12 protein-coding genes and 1 pseudogene are annotated in these 19789 nt (G+C 38.6%); 10 read left to right on the plus strand and 3 right to left on the minus strand.

Features of this window, described 5'->3' with window-relative positions:
- Positions 1 to 657: transposase (locus tag BACFIN_RS03175; protein ID WP_007757126.1), on the plus strand; the 657-nt coding region annotated here is incomplete at its 5' end.
- 313 nt (positions 658 to 970) lie between these two features.
- Here the strand turns inward: BACFIN_RS03175 and BACFIN_RS03170 are convergent.
- Positions 971 to 3127 carry an alpha-galactosidase gene (locus BACFIN_RS03170; RefSeq protein WP_007757128.1) on the minus strand — a complete coding sequence of 719 codons (2157 nt, stop codon included), beginning with the start codon at positions 3125 to 3127 and terminating at the stop codon, positions 971 to 973.
- Positions 3128 to 3148: 21 nt separating this feature from the next.
- Positions 3149 to 4087, minus strand: a complete 939-nt coding sequence (nadA, locus tag BACFIN_RS03165; protein ID WP_004316098.1) for a quinolinate synthase NadA — start codon at positions 4085 to 4087, stop codon at positions 3149 to 3151.
- Between the two features lie 501 nt (positions 4088 to 4588).
- Between nadA and BACFIN_RS03155 the strand changes: the two genes are divergently transcribed.
- Positions 4589 to 5116 carry an RNA methyltransferase gene (locus BACFIN_RS03155; RefSeq protein ID WP_004302816.1) on the plus strand — a complete coding sequence of 176 codons (528 nt, stop codon included), beginning with the start codon at positions 4589 to 4591 and terminating at the stop codon, positions 5114 to 5116.
- A 361-nt stretch (positions 5117 to 5477) separates the two neighbouring features.
- On the opposite strand, the gene BACFIN_RS03150 is transcribed toward BACFIN_RS03155, so the two are convergent.
- Complete coding sequence (locus BACFIN_RS03150) at positions 5478 to 6056, minus strand: DUF4294 domain-containing protein (RefSeq protein WP_004302817.1); 579 nt, start codon at positions 6054 to 6056, stop codon at positions 5478 to 5480.
- A gap of 144 nt (positions 6057 to 6200) precedes the next feature.
- Here BACFIN_RS03150 and BACFIN_RS03145 point away from each other — a divergent pair, with 144 nt between their 5' ends.
- From BACFIN_RS03145 to BACFIN_RS03115, 8 genes and pseudogenes are all read left to right on the plus strand, one after another.
- Positions 6201 to 8249 (plus strand): helix-hairpin-helix domain-containing protein, encoded by a 2049-nt coding sequence (locus tag BACFIN_RS03145; protein ID WP_007757131.1) that lies wholly within the window; start codon positions 6201 to 6203, stop codon positions 8247 to 8249.
- Between the two features lie 43 nt (positions 8250 to 8292).
- Complete coding sequence (locus BACFIN_RS03140) at positions 8293 to 8796, plus strand: sigma-70 family RNA polymerase sigma factor (protein ID WP_007757132.1); 504 nt, start codon at positions 8293 to 8295, stop codon at positions 8794 to 8796.
- Positions 8797 to 8835: 39 nt separating this feature from the next.
- Positions 8836 to 10011, plus strand: a pseudogene (locus BACFIN_RS21000) (FecR family protein).
- A gap of 132 nt (positions 10012 to 10143) precedes the next feature.
- A complete protein-coding gene (locus tag BACFIN_RS03135) occupies positions 10144 to 13497 on the plus strand; it encodes a SusC/RagA family TonB-linked outer membrane protein (protein WP_007757143.1) in 3354 nt (1117 codons plus the stop codon).
- Between the two features lie 16 nt (positions 13498 to 13513).
- Positions 13514 to 15037, plus strand: coding sequence for a RagB/SusD family nutrient uptake outer membrane protein (locus tag BACFIN_RS03130; RefSeq protein ID WP_007757144.1), 1524 nt, complete (start codon positions 13514 to 13516; stop codon positions 15035 to 15037).
- Between the two features lie 9 nt (positions 15038 to 15046).
- Positions 15047 to 15736: a DUF4843 domain-containing protein gene (locus BACFIN_RS03125; RefSeq protein ID WP_007757146.1), complete on the plus strand. Its 690-nt coding sequence runs from the start codon at positions 15047 to 15049 to the stop codon at positions 15734 to 15736.
- Between the two features lie 11 nt (positions 15737 to 15747).
- Positions 15748 to 17415, plus strand: coding sequence for a PKD-like family lipoprotein (locus BACFIN_RS03120; protein ID WP_007757147.1), 1668 nt, complete (start codon positions 15748 to 15750; stop codon positions 17413 to 17415).
- Positions 17416 to 17430: 15 nt separating this feature from the next.
- A complete protein-coding gene (locus BACFIN_RS03115) occupies positions 17431 to 19779 on the plus strand; it encodes a zinc-dependent metalloprotease (RefSeq protein WP_007757148.1) in 2349 nt (782 codons plus the stop codon).
- Positions 19780 to 19789: the final 10 nt, after the last annotated feature.

Here is a 19789-nt window from a genome sequence, read left to right on the forward strand (position 1 = left end):
CCGAAGCAACTTCATTCATCCTACAGGAACAGGCTTGCACTATCCTCTGATTACCAAAGACGTTTCTCGGTCATACAGACAGTCCTTGAGCAAGGGAAGAATTTATTTGCAGGCAAAAAAGTGTCCAACCGTATCGTGAGTATCGACCGGCATTACCTTCGCCCCATTATCAGAGGCAAGGAAACCAAATCCGTTGAATTCGGAGCCAAAGTCAACAATATACAGATAGACGGAATCTCCTTAATAGAACATATCTCCTTTAAGGCTTTTAACGAAGGAGTACGTTTGAAAGACTGTATTCATCTGCAACAACAACTGACCGGGGTTAGGGTTAAGGCGCTTGCGGCGGATTCAATCTATGCCAATAATGCCAACCGGAAATTTTGTACTAAATATCATATAAGTACTTCCTTTAAGCGTAAGGGCAGAGCTGCCAAAGATGAGCCGCTTCGGAGAATCTTACGGTCGGAACTCAGCCGTGAAAGAGCTACCCGCCTGGAAGGAAGTTTTGGAACGCAGAAACAACATTACTCACTGGCCAGGATAAAAGCTAGAAACAGGAAAACGGAAGTACTTTGGATTTTCTTTGGGATACATACAGCCAATGCGGTATGTATGATAGAAAAGGTCGAAAAGAAAAAAAGAAAGGCAGCATAATCTGACTAAAATAACAGGAAAAACAGGAGAGGTTTTAACTTCCCCTAAAAAAGACATGTACATAATGCATGGGTGGGAAGGAAAAAACAAGAATATGTAAACAATATTCTACAAAAAAGATAGAAGACTAGGAGAGTTGAACGAAAAAATCAAGAGAAGAGCTTTGCTTTACGTGAGCTTTTCTCTTGATTTTTTAGAAAGAGGAACATTTACTGAATATCCCTTTATAAATGCAGAATTGGTAGTACAGCCAGTAAAGATAAAATAACCTGCAAAGACTATTTTATCTTTACTTTAAATATTCTCCTATATTTTATTCTGCTTTAATTTCAATAACACGGCTATTCAACTGTCGTGTAGTGAAAACGTTCAAACCGACATTCATCAGATATTCACCGGAGAAAAGCTGACCATTATCTTTCAAAGAAGAACTACTACCGGACATCATGTTAATTTCCTTCACACGATACATCTGATCTGAATTCAATCCTTGTAAACGGACAGGTAATGTTTTTTCTCCATAACGAGGATGAATATCAAAAGCAAAAACCACGGCTGTTTTCCTATCTTTCCCCACATACATGGAAGAAGTATGGTTGCTGCCATAAGGAGAAACAAGACGATACAAATCACCATCAAGAATAACAGGCTTCAAGCGATTATAGTTCTTGACTGCCTGAACACAATACAAGTGATCGCTCTGACTCATATCATCCAACTTAATATCAAATCCCAATTTACACATCATAGCAACATCCGTACGGAACTTAATGCTGGTTCCACGATTCCAAGTGGTAACATGAGCACACAGTGTTTTACTGGGAAATACCTGCGAAAATCCCCATTGGATAAAAAGACGTTCGATAGGATCAGTATTGTCGCTTGGCCAAAATTCTGTAAAATATTTCAAGGCTTCATAATCAGAACGTCCGCCACCACCGGAACACAACATCATAGGAAGATCAGGGTACTTCGCCTTGATTCTGTCCAACACTTTATAGAGTCCACGCACATAATCAATATACAAATGAGACTGGTTTTCTTTCAGATACATTGAATAAATGTTTGTAATAGGGCTATTGCAGTCCCATTTGAAGAAAGCAATACCCGGATACTTGGTCATCAACTTATCTACCACGCCGAATACATGATCCTGCACTTTCGGATTACTAAGATCAAGCACCATTTGGTTGCGGAAATAATATTCATCGCGGTTAGGCAGATGAATCACCCAATCTTTATGGTTTTCATAAAGCTCGCTCTTGGGATTCACCATCTCCGGCTCTATCCACAAACCGAATTTAATGCCTTTCTTTTGTGATTCTTCGACAAGACGTCCGATTCCGTTCGGAAGTTTGTCTGCCGTTTCTTCCCAGTCACCCAATCCCTGACGGTCACTGCTACGAGGATACTTATTAGCAAACCAGCCGTCATCCAACAGAAACATATCCACTCCCAATTTGGTAGCCTCATCTATCAGACCGATCAGTTTATTTTCATCGAAAGTAAAATAAGTTGCTTCCCAATTATTTAATAAAGTCATGCGTGTTTCACCACCCTTCTTTACCTGATGATTGCGTGCCCAATCATGAAAACTACGGCTAGCCTCACCCTTACCCTGACAACTATAAGTGAAATAGAAATCCGGAGTACGGAAAACTTCGTTGGCGGGAAGTTTATATTCAGAAGCATACGGGTTAATACCACTGATGATGCGCAACTCATTCTTATTGTCCACCTCGAAAATAAAACGGAAATTGCCTGTCCATCCCAAAGTACCTACAAGCACTTCACCTGCATTCTCCTGTGAAGGATTACCTAAAGACAGTTGGAAAAAAGGAGAAACAAACAAATTGGCACGTGTACCCAATTTTGTATCCACCACTTTCTTACCAAAATCCAGTTCCCTTTCGGTTATATTGGCTTCATGTGCCCAGTCGCCGGAAAATTCAGTCAGAAAATATCTGCTACTATTCAGGTGCAGCATGGAAGAAGCGTATTTACTAAGGGTAACAGGTTTCTTCTCCTGATGGCTGATTTCACTGAAAGTACGGATGATATTCTCTTTGCCGTAAGCTATATAATGAAGCTTCACTGTAACGGGGTATTTATCATCTTTGAGTGTAATCACCGTCTCGTTGACTCCGTCACCTTTCGGTTCGTTCGAATGCTCCACATACTTAAGCAGCAATGAAGAGTTGTTATCATTATGCCGCATGTGGATAGCCGGTTCAAAGTAATCTTCCATACCATGAGTCAGATAAGCTTCGGTTCCCTGCGGAAGAAATTGTATATCAGAGTCATGGTTCAGTCTTTTACCAAGATACTTCTGATACAAACGCCCGTTATCCCCCACCTGATAAATCAGGCTGGTCCGTTCTGTTTCTATCTTAATTAGAGGCCTATCGGAAGCCTGTAAAATAGAAATAGAACCCAATAACAAAAAAAATAAGAATGATTTTAGTTTCATAGTATATTAGATTCTATAATTTTATAATCCCAACTTAGCCGAAATCTCCAACATCCGCTGAATCGGCTTCACTGCTTTCTTCGCTACTTCCGGATCTACCGTTATTTCCGGTGCTTCATTCTTCAAACACTCATAGAGCTTCTCTAACGTATTCAACCGCATGAAGCTACACTCGTTACATCCGCACGTACTATCGTTCGGAGGAGCAGGAATAAACGTTGTCTGCGGACACTTCTTTTGCATCTCATGCAAGATACCCGATTCGGTAGCCACAATATACGTGTTTTCCGGGTGGTTCACGGCATACTTCAACAAAGCAGCTGTAGATCCTACCACATCAGCCAGTTTCAAAACTGTGCTCTTACATTCGGGATGTGCCAGCACTAATGCTTCGGGATGCTGCGTCTTCAATTCCACAATCTTTTCAACAGAGAACTGTTCATGCACATGACAGGCACCGTCCCAAAGCAACATATTCCGGTTCGTAACTGAGTTGATATAATTCCCCAGATTCCTATCTGGGCCAAAGATTATTTTCTCATCTTTTGGGAAACTTTCCACGATCTGCTTCGCATTGGTGGAAGTCACCACCACATCAGTCACCGCTTTCACCGCAGCTGTTGTATTGACATAAGAAATAACGGTGTATCCCGGATGCTCTTTGACAAACTGCGCAAACTGATCCGCCGGACAACTGTCCGCCAACGAACAACCTGCCGCCATGTCGGGCACCAGCACTTTCTTGTCCGGACAAAGCACTTTTGCCGTTTCCCCCATAAAGTGGACGCCACACATCACAATAATGTCCGCTTCCGTTTTGGCTGCCCATTGAGCCAATGCCAAACTGTCGCCAACATAATCAGCGATGTCTTGTATTTCCCCCTTCTGGTAGTAGTGTCCCAGAATGATTGCATTCTTTTCTTTCTTTAGCTCGTTAATAGCCTTTATGAGTTCATTCATAATAATATTCTTATTTCTTTCCTTTTAAAAAAAATCCTTTGTTAGTGATGATAGCCTGTTAATAATGTTAGCAAATAAATATGATTTTTCTTGCCGGATAAGTTATTAGTCCATATTTCTGTTTTATGAGTTGGTTATGAACTGATGTAAAGGACAAGATATTCTATCCTACTTACTTCATTATCAATGAAAGCATCGTTAAATACCATCAAATGGAAGTTTGCTATTAACTCCCTGTTGATAAAGTGCAAAGTTAAAAACTTTATGGATATAAACAGGCAGATAAGTGCTGAAAAATATGTTTATGTCTGTGTAGAAAGTTTTGGGTTAGTTTTTTGGAATGTTCATAACGAAGGCCTCTTATACCTTCTTTTGAATAATGCAAGAATTATTTTTCAAAATCTTTGCCGATAGTTTTGACAGGTTTTAAACCGTTATCAACACCTTGTTAACTGAAAAGAATTACCTTTGTGGACAAGAACATAGTAAAAGAAAAGACGTATGCGTAAACTGAAAATAACAGAACTGAACCGTATCAGTGCCGAAGAGTTTAAACAGGTTGAAAAACTGCCCCTGGTGGTAGTGCTGGACGATATTCGTAGTTTGCACAATATAGGTTCTGTGTTCCGCACTTCGGATGCTTTCCGTATTGAATGTATCTATCTGTGTGGTATAACGGCCACTCCTCCACACCCTGAAATGCATAAGACTGCACTGGGTGCAGAATTCACTGTCGACTGGAAGTATGTTAATAACGCTGTTGATGCTGTTGATAACCTCAAAAACGAAGGGTATATCGTTTATTCTGTAGAACAGGCGGAAGGAAGCATTATGTTGGACGAACTGGAACTGGATAAGACTAGAAAATATGCTATCGTAATGGGAAACGAGGTGAAAGGGGTACAACAAGAGGTTATTGACCATTCGGATGGTTGTATAGAGATTCCTCAATACGGAACGAAACACTCTTTGAATGTTTCCGTAACAACCGGTATTGTGATTTGGGATTTGTTCAAAAAGTTACGTTAATAGCCATAATATAGGATTGGTTAATAAGTTGTTTATAACGAGTTAATAGCTTAGTTAATTCATTTATAATCAATAACTATGTATTGTTTATAACTATATGGAGCCATGTTGATTCTATGGGTATTGGGTAGTTATTATTATAGTTGTTGATAGTGCGTTTTCAGGCTGTTAATACTTGAGTTGTCAGGTATTAACAGCCTATATGATAAGTATTAATAGCTGGGAACTCAAGTATTAACTTCTGAGAAAACAGAAATTAATACCTTGCAGGAAGCTTGTTAATTCTTGAAATGATAACTAGTAGGGTTGAGTAGTTGATAAATTGGCTTATAAGGTTGATAAACTTATAAGCCGATTGATTTTAGATCTGTCCGTTCTCTACCATCAACACCACACGTTCTGTTAGTTTATCCTCACCTTGCGGATCATATTCTTTTTTTAAACTGGCTCCGAATAATGCAGCAAAAGTCTGATAGAATCCCGCTTTGAAAGGTCCCATAAATGCTTTCACCAGTTCATAGCTGGTAGAATTGCTTTGGCGGTCTATTAATTTAATCAACAGTTTTCCCTGTGCAAAAGAAAGTTTCTTCATTCGGGGAGTATATTGCTCTTTCAATCCTTTTTCAACCCGTTTGATATGTTTTTGACGGGCTTTCTCATTGGGTAATGTCTGAAGATATTCGTAAGTTTCGATGATGGCTTGGTTAATTTCTCTGGAGATAGGATATACCTTTTTCACATTGCGGATCAGGCGATAATATTCCTGGCGTTCTTTTTCATTCTTGAATTTCAACGGACGGAAAATATACACAGTTCTTAACTGGACACATGGAATGGTATCTCCATTGTAGATACACATCGGAACCAAATATCCATTGATGCTTTGTTTTTCTTGAGCTTGCAGGCGCAACGAACAACAAACAATAGCAAACAGCGTCATTACTACTATGTTAAGCCTCCTTTTCACGATACAAAAATAGAATTAAAATTTTATTATTCAGACATTTCTCTTCGATGTTAACCTATTTAAAGTATCTTTGCGGCCTTATCTGTTAAAAAGCAGGAAGAATAAACCATTTTATTGATGAAAACTATTCAACTTTTACGGTTGATAAGTATTATAAACAGCCTGTTAATAATTCCTGCTTGTAGTGCTCAAAACCCTTCTGAAAGTCTTTTAGAAGATGTTCTTGAAGATTTATCTGTTAATAACGATATTAATAACTCTGTTAATACTCTTAATTGGGAAAATGAATTGGAAGAACTTTCCAATCGTATGCAAGAACCAGTTAATTTGAATGTTGCTACCCGTGAACAACTCGAACAGTTTCCTTTCCTTAGTGATATTCAGATTGAACATCTGTTGGCCTACATCTATATACATGGACAGATGAAAACCATCTATGAACTTCAACTGGTAGAAGAGATGGATAAGCAAACAATCCAGTATTTACTGCCTTTCGTCTGTATAAAAGCTATTAACAATGAATCTGCTTTCCGGTGGAAAAGCCTGTTGAAAAACGCAGCGAAGTATGGAAAGAATGAACTCTTAACCCGCTTTGATATACCATTTTATAAGCGAAAAGGTTATGAACATACCTATTTAGGACCTTCTGTTTATAACTCTGTGAAATACAGTTTCCGGTATAGTGACCGGCTCTATGCAGGAGTCGTTGCTGAAAAAGATGCCGGAGAACCTTTTGGAGCTTTACACAATCGCTACGGCTATGATTATTACTCCTTTTATCTGTTATTAAAAGATTGTGGACGGTTAAAAGCATTAGCTGTTGGTAACTATCGGCTTAGTTTCGGACAAGGATTAGTGATTAGCACTGATTATTTGATGGGAAAAACAATCTATGCCTCTTCTTTCAACAATCGTAATTGTGGGATAAAGAAACACTCTTCCAGTGACGAATACAACTATTTTCGAGGAGTAGCTGCCACTGTTTCTTTGACAAAAGATTGGGATATTTCTGGTTTCTATTCACACCGTTCTCTGGATGGAGTAATCACTGATGGAACAATCACTTCTATCTACAAAACCGGGCTGCATCGAAGTCAAAAGGAAGCGGATAAAAAGAACCTGTTCACCATGCAATTAACAGGTGGACACGTGAGTTATCAACACAACCGTATCCGATTGGGTATCACCGGTATTTACTACCTTTTCAACCGACTATACGAACCGGAATTAACAGGTTATTCCAAATACAATCTTCATGGAAATAACTTCTATAATCTGGGAATAGATTATGCTTACCGCTGGCATCGTTTTTCTTTTCAAGGAGAAACAGCCATCGGAAAACAAGGTTGGGCTTCTTTGAACCGTTTGCAATATTCACCGGTTCAAAACACTCAAATCATGTTGATACATCGGTTTTATTCTTATGACTATTGGACTATGTTTGCCCATTCATTCGGTGAAGGAAGTACGACACAAAATGAACAGGGATATTATATCGGCTTGGAAACTTCTCCTTTTGCTTATTGGAAGTTTTTCGCCTCATTCGATTTATTTTCCTTTCCGTGGAAAAAATACAGAGTGAATAAACCCTCCCGCGGAACAGATGCTCTGTTCCAAACCACTTTTACTCCATACAGCAATTTATCCATGTATCTAAGGTATCGTTATAAACAAAAAGAGCGTGACTGGACAGGTAGTAAAGGAACACTAACACTTCCTATTTTTCACCATCAACTTCGCTATCGTTTGAACTATTCTTTGGGAGATGTGTTAAGCAGTCGTACAACTTTAGATTATAATCATTTTCATTCTCAGGACAGAGCTGCTAATAAAGGATATCAGGTTACACAAATGATATCCTCCCAACTGCCTTGGGCCAGGCTGTTTGCTGACGTTCAGGGCAGTTACTTTTTTACAGACGATTATGACTCGCGTGTATATGCTTCGGAAAGCGGATTGCTTTATACGTTTTATACTCCGTCTTTTCAAGGTCGTGGATTCCGGTGTAGTATCCGTTTGAGATATGAACTGAACAGACACTTTCTATTGATAACCAAGTTTGGAGAAACCATTTATTTAGACCGGAATGAGATTGGTTCCGGCAATGATTTAATCTATGGAAATAAAAAAGCAGATGTACAAATGCAACTACGTATTAAGTTTTAATGTATATTTGTCTGCCAGAAATAACAGAAGAATACGATATTAAATGGATGACAGGGCTACTTTTGACAAAATGTTTAATGAATGGTATGCACAGTTTGTATATTTTGCATACTATTTCATAAATGATGCTGAAGTATGCAGGGATATCGTAAGTGATGCTTTTGAGTATTTGTGGCGTAATTATGAAAAGATAGAAGAAGCAACGGCGAAAACTTATCTTTATACAATCATCCGTACACGTTGCATAGATTACCTTCGCAAGCAAAATATTCATGAAGAATATGTAGAGTTTACTACGCAATTGACTGATAAAATGATAGAAGGCGATTCGCAAAATTCTGATTCTCGTGTTTTGCGTATTCGTGAAGCTATGAAGAAGTTGACTCCTTATAATTATCATATTTTGGAAGCATGCTATATTCATAATAAGAAATATAAAGAAGTGGCCGAAGAATTAAATGTAAGTGTTGCGGCTATTCATAAGAATATAGTAAAGGCTTTACGTATTCTTCGCGAAGAATTAGGCCAAAAGGGTAACCGGAATTGACTTTAAAACGTAAATATATATAGATTGAATACATTATTTATGGATGAAAAGAATATAAATATAAGCAAGTCGGAAGAAGAACTCCTGGAAATTATGGAGAATCGTTCGCGTATAACTGCTGGTCAATTGCATAATTTGGAAGAAGATGAGGAATGTTTGCAAGCATGTTCTGATTTGACGGAGGTTGTGATAGAGATGCAGAAAGAGCAAAATTTACTGGCAATTGATGTCCGGAAAGAACTGGCAGATTTTCGTAATAAACATTCTAAGAATGATCGAAGAAAAAATACACGCATACTGTGGGCTAGTGTCACAGGTGTAGCGGCGGCTGTTGCTATCATTTTAGTTTTGCGTGCAATGATGATTTCCTCACAACCGGAAATCATTAAAGTGTTTCAAGCCAATCATATTGCCCGGGAAGTCACTTTACAAGTGAATGATGAGAAAGAAATAAAGCCATTGAAAGAAGTGGTAGAATCTCTTTCGTCTTACTCTACTGCGTAGTTGTCTTCTAAGGAAATAGATTATAGTCGTGTTCTCCTTCAGACAGAAACCAAGGAAGTAGGAAAACAGAAAGTACAGATACATAGATTAAGTATTCCTAGAGGAGAGACATTTAAAGTTGTTTTATCCGAGGGGACTGAAGTATTCTTGAATTCAGACAGTCGTTTGGCTTATCCTACTGTTTTCAAAGGAAAAGAACGAGTCGTCTCTTTGGAAGGTGAAGCCTATTTTAAAGTTGCTAAAGATGCAGCACATCCTTTTATCGTGAAAAGTGGAAATCTGCAGATTCGTGTATTGGGAACGGAATTTAATGTACGTAGCTACTCTCCTACTGATGTCCGTGTTACGCTCATTACAGGAAAAGTGGCTGTGAGCGATACTTGTGGAGTCCATAGTGTTGAAATGGTGCCAGGACAAAGCGTACAACTTTCTTCTGACGGAACATTTGCCGTGAATGAGGTGGATATTGAATCATTTTTGTATTGGAAGGAAGGATTTTTCTATTTTGACAATGTTGCTCTGGTTGACATGATGAAAGAAATAGGACGTTGGTATAATATAGATATTGAGTTCCGCAATAGCAAAATCATGGATCTTCGTATGCATTTCTTTGCAAATCGTCATCAGGACATCTTTCACTTGATTGAATTATTGAATCGAATGGAGAGAATACATGCTTATTTTGAAGCAGGAAAACTAATTATCGAATAAAAAGCAAGCAAAAAGATATAAATCTGAATAGAAAAATATATTTCTGAAAAAAAACTATTTTAAGGGTAACCATTCTTTTTTAAACTTCGTATACAATTAAAAGAATGAAATATTATTTAACTATTCAGGCTTATGAAAAGAAATCAGGCACAGAAGTTCATTGTTTTATTCTTGCTTTTCCTTTTTGCCTATTCATGGCGTGTAGAAGCACAGACAGGTAAAGAAAAGCAAATAACAATGGAGTTTAAAAATGAAGGGTTACCCTCTATTTTTAAACGTTTTGAAAAAGTATCGGGGTATAAAGTTCTTTTTATCTATGATGAAATTAGCTCTTATACTTCTACCGGAAAAGTAGAAAAAGCTACAGTTGATGAAGCGTTGAAGGTGATTATTGGAAAAAATCCGTTGAAATATCACATTGACGGACAATTCATCAATATCACACAAAAGGATTCTAAAAAGTTTTTTTCACAAGTAAAAGGAAAAGTTCTTTCCGAAGAAGACGGGCTTCCGGTTATTGGCGCCACTATTATAGTGGAAGATCCTAGTAATAACCGTACTATCACAGACAATAATGGTAATTTTCAGCTTTCTGATGTTCCGAAAGATAGCCGTGTCAGAATATCGTATGTAGGTTTGGAAACCCAGTTTTTGCATCCTTCATCTTATATGTCGGTAGTGATGAAATCTGATACAAGGGCGCTGGATGAAGTAGTGGTGACAGGTATGTTCAATAGGAAGAAAGAGGGATTCACCGGTTCTGCTGTTACTATCAAGGGTGAAGACCTGAAAAAATATAGTACGAATAATGTGGCTAAAGCGATAGCTGCTGTCGCTCCCGGGCTTCGCATCATGGATAATATCAATATGGGGTCTAATCCGAATAATCTGCCTGATATGCGTATGCGTGGCGGTGCAAATATGGATATGACTACACAGTCTGCGGTAGATTTTAATTCTACCAGTAATGACGTATTAGCAGTTCAGGGCGAATATGAGACCTATGCCAATCAACCGTTGCTTATCATGGACGGATTTGAAATCACCATACAGACACTTGCCGATATGGATCCCGACCGTGTTGCTTCTATCGTTGTGTTGAAAGATGCGGCAGCTACAGCTATTTACGGCTCGCGTGCGGCAAATGGAGTAATTGTTATCGAAAGCAAGACTCCTAAACCGGGACGGATTTGGGTGACTTATGGTGGGGAACTTCGTATTGAAGCTCCGGATATGACCGGATATAATTTAATGAATGCAAGAGAGAAGATAGACGCAGAGTTGCAAAGCGGGCTTTATACATACGGTGGCGAGACAGTTGAAAAATGGCAGCTCTATCAATCAAAATTGCGTGAAGTGCTGGCAGGAGTAAATACTTATTGGCTGGACAAGCCTTTGCAAACAGCTTTCCAACAACGACATACGGTTACGTTGGAAGGTGGTGACGAAGCCTTGCGTTATCGGATGTATGTCGGATATAATAGTTCTCCGGGTGTGATGAAAGACAGTAAGCGTGATGTATTGACCGGTTCACTTGATTTTCAGTATCGCCTGAAAAAAGTGTTGTTAAAGAATAGTATTACGTTGGATAATTCGGTGGCTAATGAGTCTCCATGGGGAAGTTTTAGTGAATATACCCGCTTGAATCCTTATCTGCGTCCGTATGGAGAGAACGGAGAAATACAAAAACGGCTTGATAATTTCGAAGGAGTGGGTGGTGAGTCGAGCTACCTGAATCCGATGTATAATACGACATTCAACAGTAAAGACCAAAGTAAAAACTTTACGGTACGTGAACTTTTCAAGGTGGAATATAATCCTACTAATGAATTACGGTTTGAAGGAGCTTTTAATTTGTCCAAAAGCGTAGGACATCGTGATATTTTTCGTCCTGCACAACATACGCTTTTTGATAATGTGACTGATCCTACCTTAAGAGGTGATTACCGCAGAAGTCAGAGTGAAGCTGTCAATTGGGGCATAGATTTAACAGGAAGCTGGAATAAGCAACTGGAGGATCACTACCTGACTGCTAATGCACGTATGAGTGTATTGGAGAATAATTCGGAGACTTATGGAAACTATGTGACTGGTTTCCCGAATGATAATATGGATAACTTGTTGTTTGGTAAGAAATATAATGAGAAGGTGACAGGAGATGAGAGGACAACGCGCTCCATTGGTTGGGTAGCTGCTGGAGGCTATTCTTATAAATATAAGTATTCGTTCGACTTTAATATACGCTTGGACGGTTCATCACAGTTTGGAAAAAATAACCGTTGGGCTCCTTTCTGGTCAACCGGATTACGTTGGGATTTGAAAAAAGAGAACTTTTTGAAAGATGTATCTTTTATTTCCGATTTTATATTGAGGGGTACATACGGTACGACCGGTTCCCAAGGTTTTGATCCTTATCAGGCACATGGTTATTATACATATTCCAATTTACTGCTTCCTTATTACTCGTCGGATGCAACAGGTTCGGAAATCTTGGCTATGCATAATGAAAGTTTAAAATGGCAGACTACAAAAAGTACTAATCTTGCCTTGGAACTCGGTTTTTTCGATCAGCGTTTTACTGCACGTGTGGAATATTATCGGAAAATAACAGATAATATGGTTGCCAATATAAGTCTTGCTCCTTCTCTTGGTTTCAGCAGTTATCCGGAAAATCTAGGAAAGATAGAGAATAAGGGTTGGGAAATTTCTCTCTCGGCTATTCCTTATAAAAACACTGCTAAACAAGCTTATTGGACAATTACAGTAAACGGTTCTCATAATACTGACAAACTATTGAAAATATTGGAAGCGATGAAATACAGAAATGATAAAAGTGCATCAGATTTAAAAGATACGCCGTTGCCACGTTATGAAGAAGGTGAATCTCTTTCTCGTATTTGGGTAGTACGTTCATTAGGTATTGATCCGGCTTCCGGAGATGAAATATTATTGAAACGTAACGGAGAGATGACGAGTGCCGTTAACTGGAGTGCGAATGATGTAGTACCTATTGGTAATACAGAACCTAAATGGCAAGGATATATTAATTCTTCCTTTACATACAGAGGTTGGGGAGCAGACGTCAGTTTCAGGTATCAGTTTGGCGGTCAGGTATATAATCAGACTTTGCTTGACAAGGTGGAAAATGCTAATTTGAAATATAATGTAGATCGACGGGTAACTCAGCTACGTTGGGCGAAACCGGGTGATAAGGCACAGTTCCGTGCTCTTAATCCTAACGGTTTGGAAACGAAAGCCACTTCCCGGTTTATAATGGATGAAAATATATTCCAGGGAAGTTCGTTGTCTGTTTACTATCGTATGGATCGTACTAATACAAAATTTATTAGTCATTGGGGATTGAGTTCCGCTAAAGTGACGTTTAATATGGAAGACTTTTTCTATTGGTCTACAGTGAAACGCGAAAGAGGTTTGTACTATCCGTATTCCCGTCAGTTTACATTTGCTCTGAATGTTGCTTTTTAATTAAAAACCTATTTGTATGAAACAGATAATATATATACTATTAACAACAACAATGCTGGGACTTATGTCTTGCAGCGACTGGTTGGATGTATCTCCGAAGACTTCTATTCCTACCGACAAGCAATTTGAGTCGGAATCAGGATTTAAGGATGCGCTTACAGGTATTTATTTGAAGTTGGGAACCACGACATTGTATGCCGGAGACTTGACTTATGCTTATTTGGATGAGTTGGCAGGATTATATTCCGATTATCCGGGGTATAATACAAATGCTGTTTTCGACCAAAGTATCGTGTTCGATTATGAGAACATGTTTTTGAGTAAGAAGAATGGGATTTACTCAACGATGTATAACATCATTGCCAATATTAATAACTTCTTGGAGTATGTAGACAAAAATAAAGATGTTTTAGTTACCGAACGCTATTATGAAACTATGAAGGGAGAAGCACTCGGGCTTCGTGCTTTTCTTCATTTTGATTTGTTGCGTATGTTCGGTCCTGTTTATAAAGAACATCCTGCATCCAAAGCTATACCCTACCGTACTACTTTTGATAAAGATGCTACTCCTGTTTTACCAGCCAGCGAAGTGGTAGACGCTATTCTCAAAGATTTGAATGACGCAGAAAAATTACTGAAAGAGAACGATCCTCTTGATTTTTTTACCGACCGGACGGATGAAGATTTTACAGAGAAAGATCATTTTCTTGTCAATCGTGAATTTCGTATGAATCTATATGCGGTTAAAGCTATGCTGGCCCGTGTATATTGTTACAAAGGTGATGCGGAAAGCAAAGGATTGGCCACGGAGTATGCTAAACAAGTAATTGCCGCCTCTAAGTATTTTACATTGTATAAATCGCAGACTGCTTCCAATTACAATTCCATACGCTACGCAGAGCAAATCTTTGGAATAACAGTCAATGAATTCTCCAATTTGCTTATTGGAAATTATATGGATATGGAGAATACCAATACTCAGCAACATTTCTACCTGGATGGAGATAAATTTAAATTCTTCTATGAAACTGCCGATGCAGGGAATACTGACTGGAGAAAAAATACGGAAATGTTTGAGGTTATTAATGGGGCAAGTCGGACAGATGTTTTTTGTAGAAAATATAATCAGAAACCTTTGAATGGCGGATATGCTTATTCCGGTGCTGACGCTATCCCTTTGATACGCTTACCCGAAATGTATTATATTGTAGCAGAATGTGTTCCTTCTGCATCGGAAAGTGCTGACGCGTTAAATACCGTACGTTTTGCACGTGGTATCTCTTATAGTGATGAAATACCGACTACCGGATATGATGACCTTGATAATACTTCGGAAGAAGACAAAAATCAGACTAAACGTATTAATGAGATAATGAAAGAATATAGAAAAGAATATTTCGCGGAAGGTCAACTTTTCTATTTCTTGAAAGCGCATAATTATAGCACTTATTATGGTTGTGGGATTGAAACGATGACTGAAGCCCATTATCAGATGACGTTGCCGGATGACGAGTATATTTTTGGAAACAACTCTAAATGATGAAGCATTATGAAACGTATTATATATTTTGTTTTAGCTATTCTTGTTTGCGGCATTTATGTAGGATGCAGTGAAAACGAGATAGACTTATATGACCAGACACCTCGTATCAATTTCTATGGTAGCACTACGCATGTCCGTACTTTGGTTGATACGGATTATGTGAAGAAAGAACCTTATGCTGTAGACAGTTTCGAGGTAAGAATACAAGGAGATTTTTTGAAAGAGAATCGTGATTTCTGTGTGAAAGTAACTCCGAATAATGATTATCAGAATTCAGTGGATGTATTATTGGAAAGCAAGTATACATATACTGACCTTGATACAGTTTGCCAGATATTCTATTATAAAATAAATCGTCCGAAAGTAGAGGCAGGTAGAAATGTTTATGGTTGTTATCTGGAGTTTGATTTGAATAACCCTCTTCATCAGTTTGATAAAGGTCTGGTAGAAAAGAATCAAATCGTTTTAAATGTCAGATGGGAGTTGAAACCGACTGAATGGAGTGATTATGTGGGATTTGGTAGCTATAGCGATGCTAAATATATGTTTATTATGGATGTATGCCAACGTGTATGGGATGATTTGGAAGATGAAGATATTGATGTAATCAAGCAAGCTTATAGAGAATATAAGGAGGCGGGGAATCCACCGATTTTAGGTGAAGAAGGTGATGAAATAGAATATGAACAAGATTAAAAAGAAACGTTATGAGGAAATATATCATCTGTATAGTAAGTTTTATCGGAACGGCTTTATTGCAAGCAGGCTGTTACGATGACAAGGGAGATTACGATTATCATGATGTAAATACGATGGATATCGTAATACCTGAAACGAAGGTACGTATGCCTAAAGAGGAAGCAGTGGAAGTTTCAATTATACCCGAGATTTCTCAGACTTTGGAGCAAAATGAGGAAAACCTTGTGTTTCAATGGAAGAAAACAATCGAAGGAAAGAAAGCGGGGTCGGACAGACTTAGTGATTATAAAGATTATTCCGTAGGCAAAGAATGTAAAGTAACAGTCGAGCCTTATGAATCGGAAAATATAGGTTTAATGTTGGTCATTACGGATAAAAAGAGTGGAACAACTTGGTATCAGATAGGTGAAGTTGCAATTATTCGTCCTTTAAATCCTTGCTGGTTTGTATTGCAGGAAAAAGAAGGAAAGGGAGTATTAGGAGCGATAGAGGGTACTCCGGAAGGATATTATGTTTATCCGGATGTCTTTAAATCAGAACTGAATCAGTCATTTCCGTTAGAAGGAAAACCTTTGGCGGTAAGTGCAAGAAAAAACTATGGGGATTCGTATTTGAGTAGTATGCTGGGTTTTTTTGGTTTTAAAGTAAGTCCGGCGTTAATGGTGGTAACCGATCAGGACTTGGCCTTATTGACTCCAAGTACTTTAATAACGAGATATCCGTCAAATAAAATACTTTTTGAACCGGCGGGAAAAGGGGAACCGTTGAATATTGAGTTTTATAAGATGAGTGCTCATGGTGAATTGTTTGTAAATAGTGGAAAAGCATATTGTGCTCCTATGGATGGATTTTGTGTACCATTTTCGGTAAAAAAAGAAAGTGAGTTTCCTGCTATTTCCGCTTATGGTTCGTATGGAGGAGGCTTTTTGTTTTTTGATTCTGAAAATCATCGTTTTCTTAGTGCATCTATTCCGGGTTATTATGATTATATGATGAATCGGGCTACTCAAGAAATACGTAACTATGGTACTAAATGGAGTGACCAGAAGCCTGTATCCACGTATTCAATGTCAGACGAATCTAATTTGTTTGATCCGGATGTAATTGATCCATCTTTAGAAGTACATGATATTGTTACGGGTGGAAATTGGGGAAATTTTGCTTATGCGATTGCTTCTCCCCGGAACGGAAAAGAGCTGACTGTGTTTAAATTCAGTGCGCAAGATGAAGATCCGATTTGTGCTGCCCGGTATACAATTGCTTTACCGTCCGAAGTAAATGTAGAAACAGCAAAATTTGCAGCTTCTTACGCGTATACGGCAAACCTTATATTTATGACATCGGGTAATAAATTATATCGCATTGATCTTGACCGCGGAAGAGCAATTGAACTTTATACTTATGAAATTGATCCGTCAGCACAGATAGCTAGTCTAAAATTTAAGGACCCTGAAAGTGTGAGAGAGGAAGGTGACGATGAGGAAACGGGCGAATATAAGGAGAAATTAGGCATGTCTCTCGGGTTGGGTATCAATACTGCTGATAAAGGTGTAGTTGTAGAATTGCAATTGACAGTGGCGGGTGATGTAGCTCGTGAAGAAAACAGCATTTGTGTTTACGAAGATCCCGATCAGCCTATTGGGAAGATTGTTGATATTAGCTATAATTATGAATAGTATAAACCGGTCTTTATGCTAAAAGGAATTATCGGTGCAGTATTTCTTGCTGTTGTCTGTACTTGTCTGTACGGGCAACAGCAAAGTATTACAACTTTTATTAAAGAAGAAGCACCAGTGGAAGTTATTCCCGGTATGTTTACTACCTACCGAAGTGATAAACATATCTATTGGGAAATCCCGGATTCATTGATTGGACGTGAGTTTGCCGTAACGACAACTATCCTGACAGCTCCTGCCCGTCCGGACCGGGATATGGAAAAGAAATTCGGATATGCGGGTGACATGATAGGTCCGGTATTTTTCAGTTTCCGTAAACAGGGTGACGAGTTGTGGATGATGGATCCACAATATGAAAGGGTGATAGAAAATCCTGAAGGAACGTATGCAAAAATCGCCGCCCAACGTGGGAATGAAAGGCTTTATAAAATATTACCGATTAAAGCTAGGAATCAGGGAAGCAGCCTGATAGAGATTGGTGAAGTATTAAAAGATTTTCCTTTGTTTACTCTTGATATTGTATCTTTTGATTTATTGATAGGTACGCGTTCAAGAGAGAAAGATTATATTAAGGAAATTAAAGGATATGACAACCGCTTGTTGATACACGCATCACGAGCTTATCGAAGTTCGTCAATGAAAATACCAGGTAAGCCTGTTGCATCTCCTTATATTGGAGACTGGGATACAGGTATCTGCATAAAATTACTGTCAAAAAGACCGTTGGAGGCAGTTGCTGCAAATACCGGAGCTTATTTTTCTATCAGCAAGGAGTATTTTCAAGGGAATCAGCCTGCTATTCGGAAATCTGTTGTCAAACGATGGCGGCTGGAAATAAGGGCGGAAGATGAAGAAAGATACATGAGGGGGGAATTGGTAGAACCCATACAACCTATTATTTTTTATATAGATCGTAATACACCGGAAAAGTACATCGACTGTATCATTGAAGCGGTGCGTGACTGGCGTCCGGCTTTCGAGAAAGCTGGATTTAAGAACGCCATTGATGCGCGACTGGCTCCTACCGTTGAGGAAGATCCTGATTTTAGTATTTATGACAGTACTTATCCGTTCATCTCATGGAAGATATCAGGACAAAATAACGCTTATGGACCGACTCCATGCGAACCCCGGTCCAGTGAGATTATAGCTTGCCACATCGGTATTTTTTGCAGTGTCTTGAATTTGGAACAGAAATGGTATTTTGCTCAATGTGGAGCGAATGATCCGCAGGCATGGAATATAGAGCTGCCGGACTCTTTGCAATACGAACAGATAAAACAAGTGCTGACACATGAAGTAGGTCATACATTAGGATTGGAACATAACTTTCTGGGTAGTTCTCATTACTCCATCGATCAATTACGTGATAATGACTTTTTAAGTCAATATAGTATTGGTAGTTCCATTATGGACTATGTGCGGTGTAATTATGCTTTACGTCCTCAAGATAAAGTTGATTTGAGAAACAGGAGGATACGTGTCGGTGAATATGATAAGTGGGCTATTGAATGGGGCTACCGTATATTTCCGGGTAAAGATGCTTCTGAAAGAGAAAAGAACAGGACCCTTTGGAATCAGGAAAAACAGAAAGATCTCTCATTACATTTTTCGGGCAGAATGGATGTAAGAGCCCAGGCAGAAGATTTGGGTAATGACCATGTTATGGTTAATACACAAGGAATAGAGAACCTGAAATATTTGTGTGAACATCCGGATGTCTGGAATGTGACGGATAAAACGTCTTTGCGTGTATTACAGGGGCGTTATGAAGCGGTATTGGAGCATTATAAACAGTGGGTACAGCATGTTCTGTCACATTTAGGTGGAAAGCGTCTTGCTGAGCCGGATGATGAGAATATTTACATACCCGAAAAAGCCGATTACAATAAGAAGGTTATGAGCTTTATACAGGCTTATATATTACAACCGCCTGTGTGGATGTTTGATGAAAAACTTACCGCTAAATTAGAAATAGACGGTAGTCGGGAGTTCGATCGCTTTTATGAAGAGCTGATGTCGGAAATGATTCGTTCCCTCCGGGAAGTGGAAAGAACGGAGAATGTTTGTGAGGATATGTTGTCTGTAGATGAGTTTTTGGAAAGCATACATAAAGAATTATTTACCGAATGGGCTGACAATATTCCTGTAAGTGACGCCAAGTATAAAGTGCAGTTGCTTTATGTGAGTAAACTTGTTAAATTGTTGGATAGATCAGAAAAGATAACTTCGTCGAGATTATTGGTTTCCATCATGCAGGCTTTGAATAGAATAAAGGAGGAAAGTCTTGATTATAGCCATAAGATTACGGATCCGGTTGCCAAAAAACGGGCAATGTTTCTTGTAGATAGTATTTTGTTTTAATGATGAAAAG

This window comes from Bacteroides finegoldii DSM 17565 (assembly GCF_000156195.1).
GTDB lineage: Bacteria > Bacteroidota > Bacteroidia > Bacteroidales > Bacteroidaceae > Bacteroides > Bacteroides finegoldii.

Excerpts from the sequence above, each read along its gene's own strand:
- BACFIN_RS03170 (WP_007757128.1), bottom strand. The coding sequence starts at position 3,127 with ATGAAACTAAAATCATTCTTATTTTTTTTGTTATTGGGTTCTATTTCT.
- nadA (WP_004316098.1), bottom strand. The coding sequence starts at position 4,087 with ATGAATGAACTCATAAAGGCTATTAACGAGCTAAAGAAAGAAAAGAAT.
- BACFIN_RS03155 (WP_004302816.1), top strand. The coding sequence starts at position 4,589 with ATGCGTAAACTGAAAATAACAGAACTGAACCGTATCAGTGCCGAAGAG.
- BACFIN_RS03150 (WP_004302817.1), bottom strand. The coding sequence starts at position 6,056 with ATGACGCTGTTTGCTATTGTTTGTTGTTCGTTGCGCCTGCAAGCTCAA.
- BACFIN_RS03145 (WP_007757131.1), top strand. The coding sequence starts at position 6,201 with ATGAAAACTATTCAACTTTTACGGTTGATAAGTATTATAAACAGCCTG.
- BACFIN_RS03140 (WP_007757132.1), top strand. The coding sequence starts at position 8,293 with ATGGATGACAGGGCTACTTTTGACAAAATGTTTAATGAATGGTATGCA.
- BACFIN_RS03135 (WP_007757143.1), top strand. The coding sequence starts at position 10,144 with ATGAAAAGAAATCAGGCACAGAAGTTCATTGTTTTATTCTTGCTTTTC.
- BACFIN_RS03130 (WP_007757144.1), top strand. The coding sequence starts at position 13,514 with ATGAAACAGATAATATATATACTATTAACAACAACAATGCTGGGACTT.
- BACFIN_RS03125 (WP_007757146.1), top strand. The coding sequence starts at position 15,047 with ATGAAACGTATTATATATTTTGTTTTAGCTATTCTTGTTTGCGGCATT.
- BACFIN_RS03120 (WP_007757147.1), top strand. The coding sequence starts at position 15,748 with ATGAGGAAATATATCATCTGTATAGTAAGTTTTATCGGAACGGCTTTA.
- BACFIN_RS03115 (WP_007757148.1), top strand. The coding sequence starts at position 17,431 with ATGCTAAAAGGAATTATCGGTGCAGTATTTCTTGCTGTTGTCTGTACT.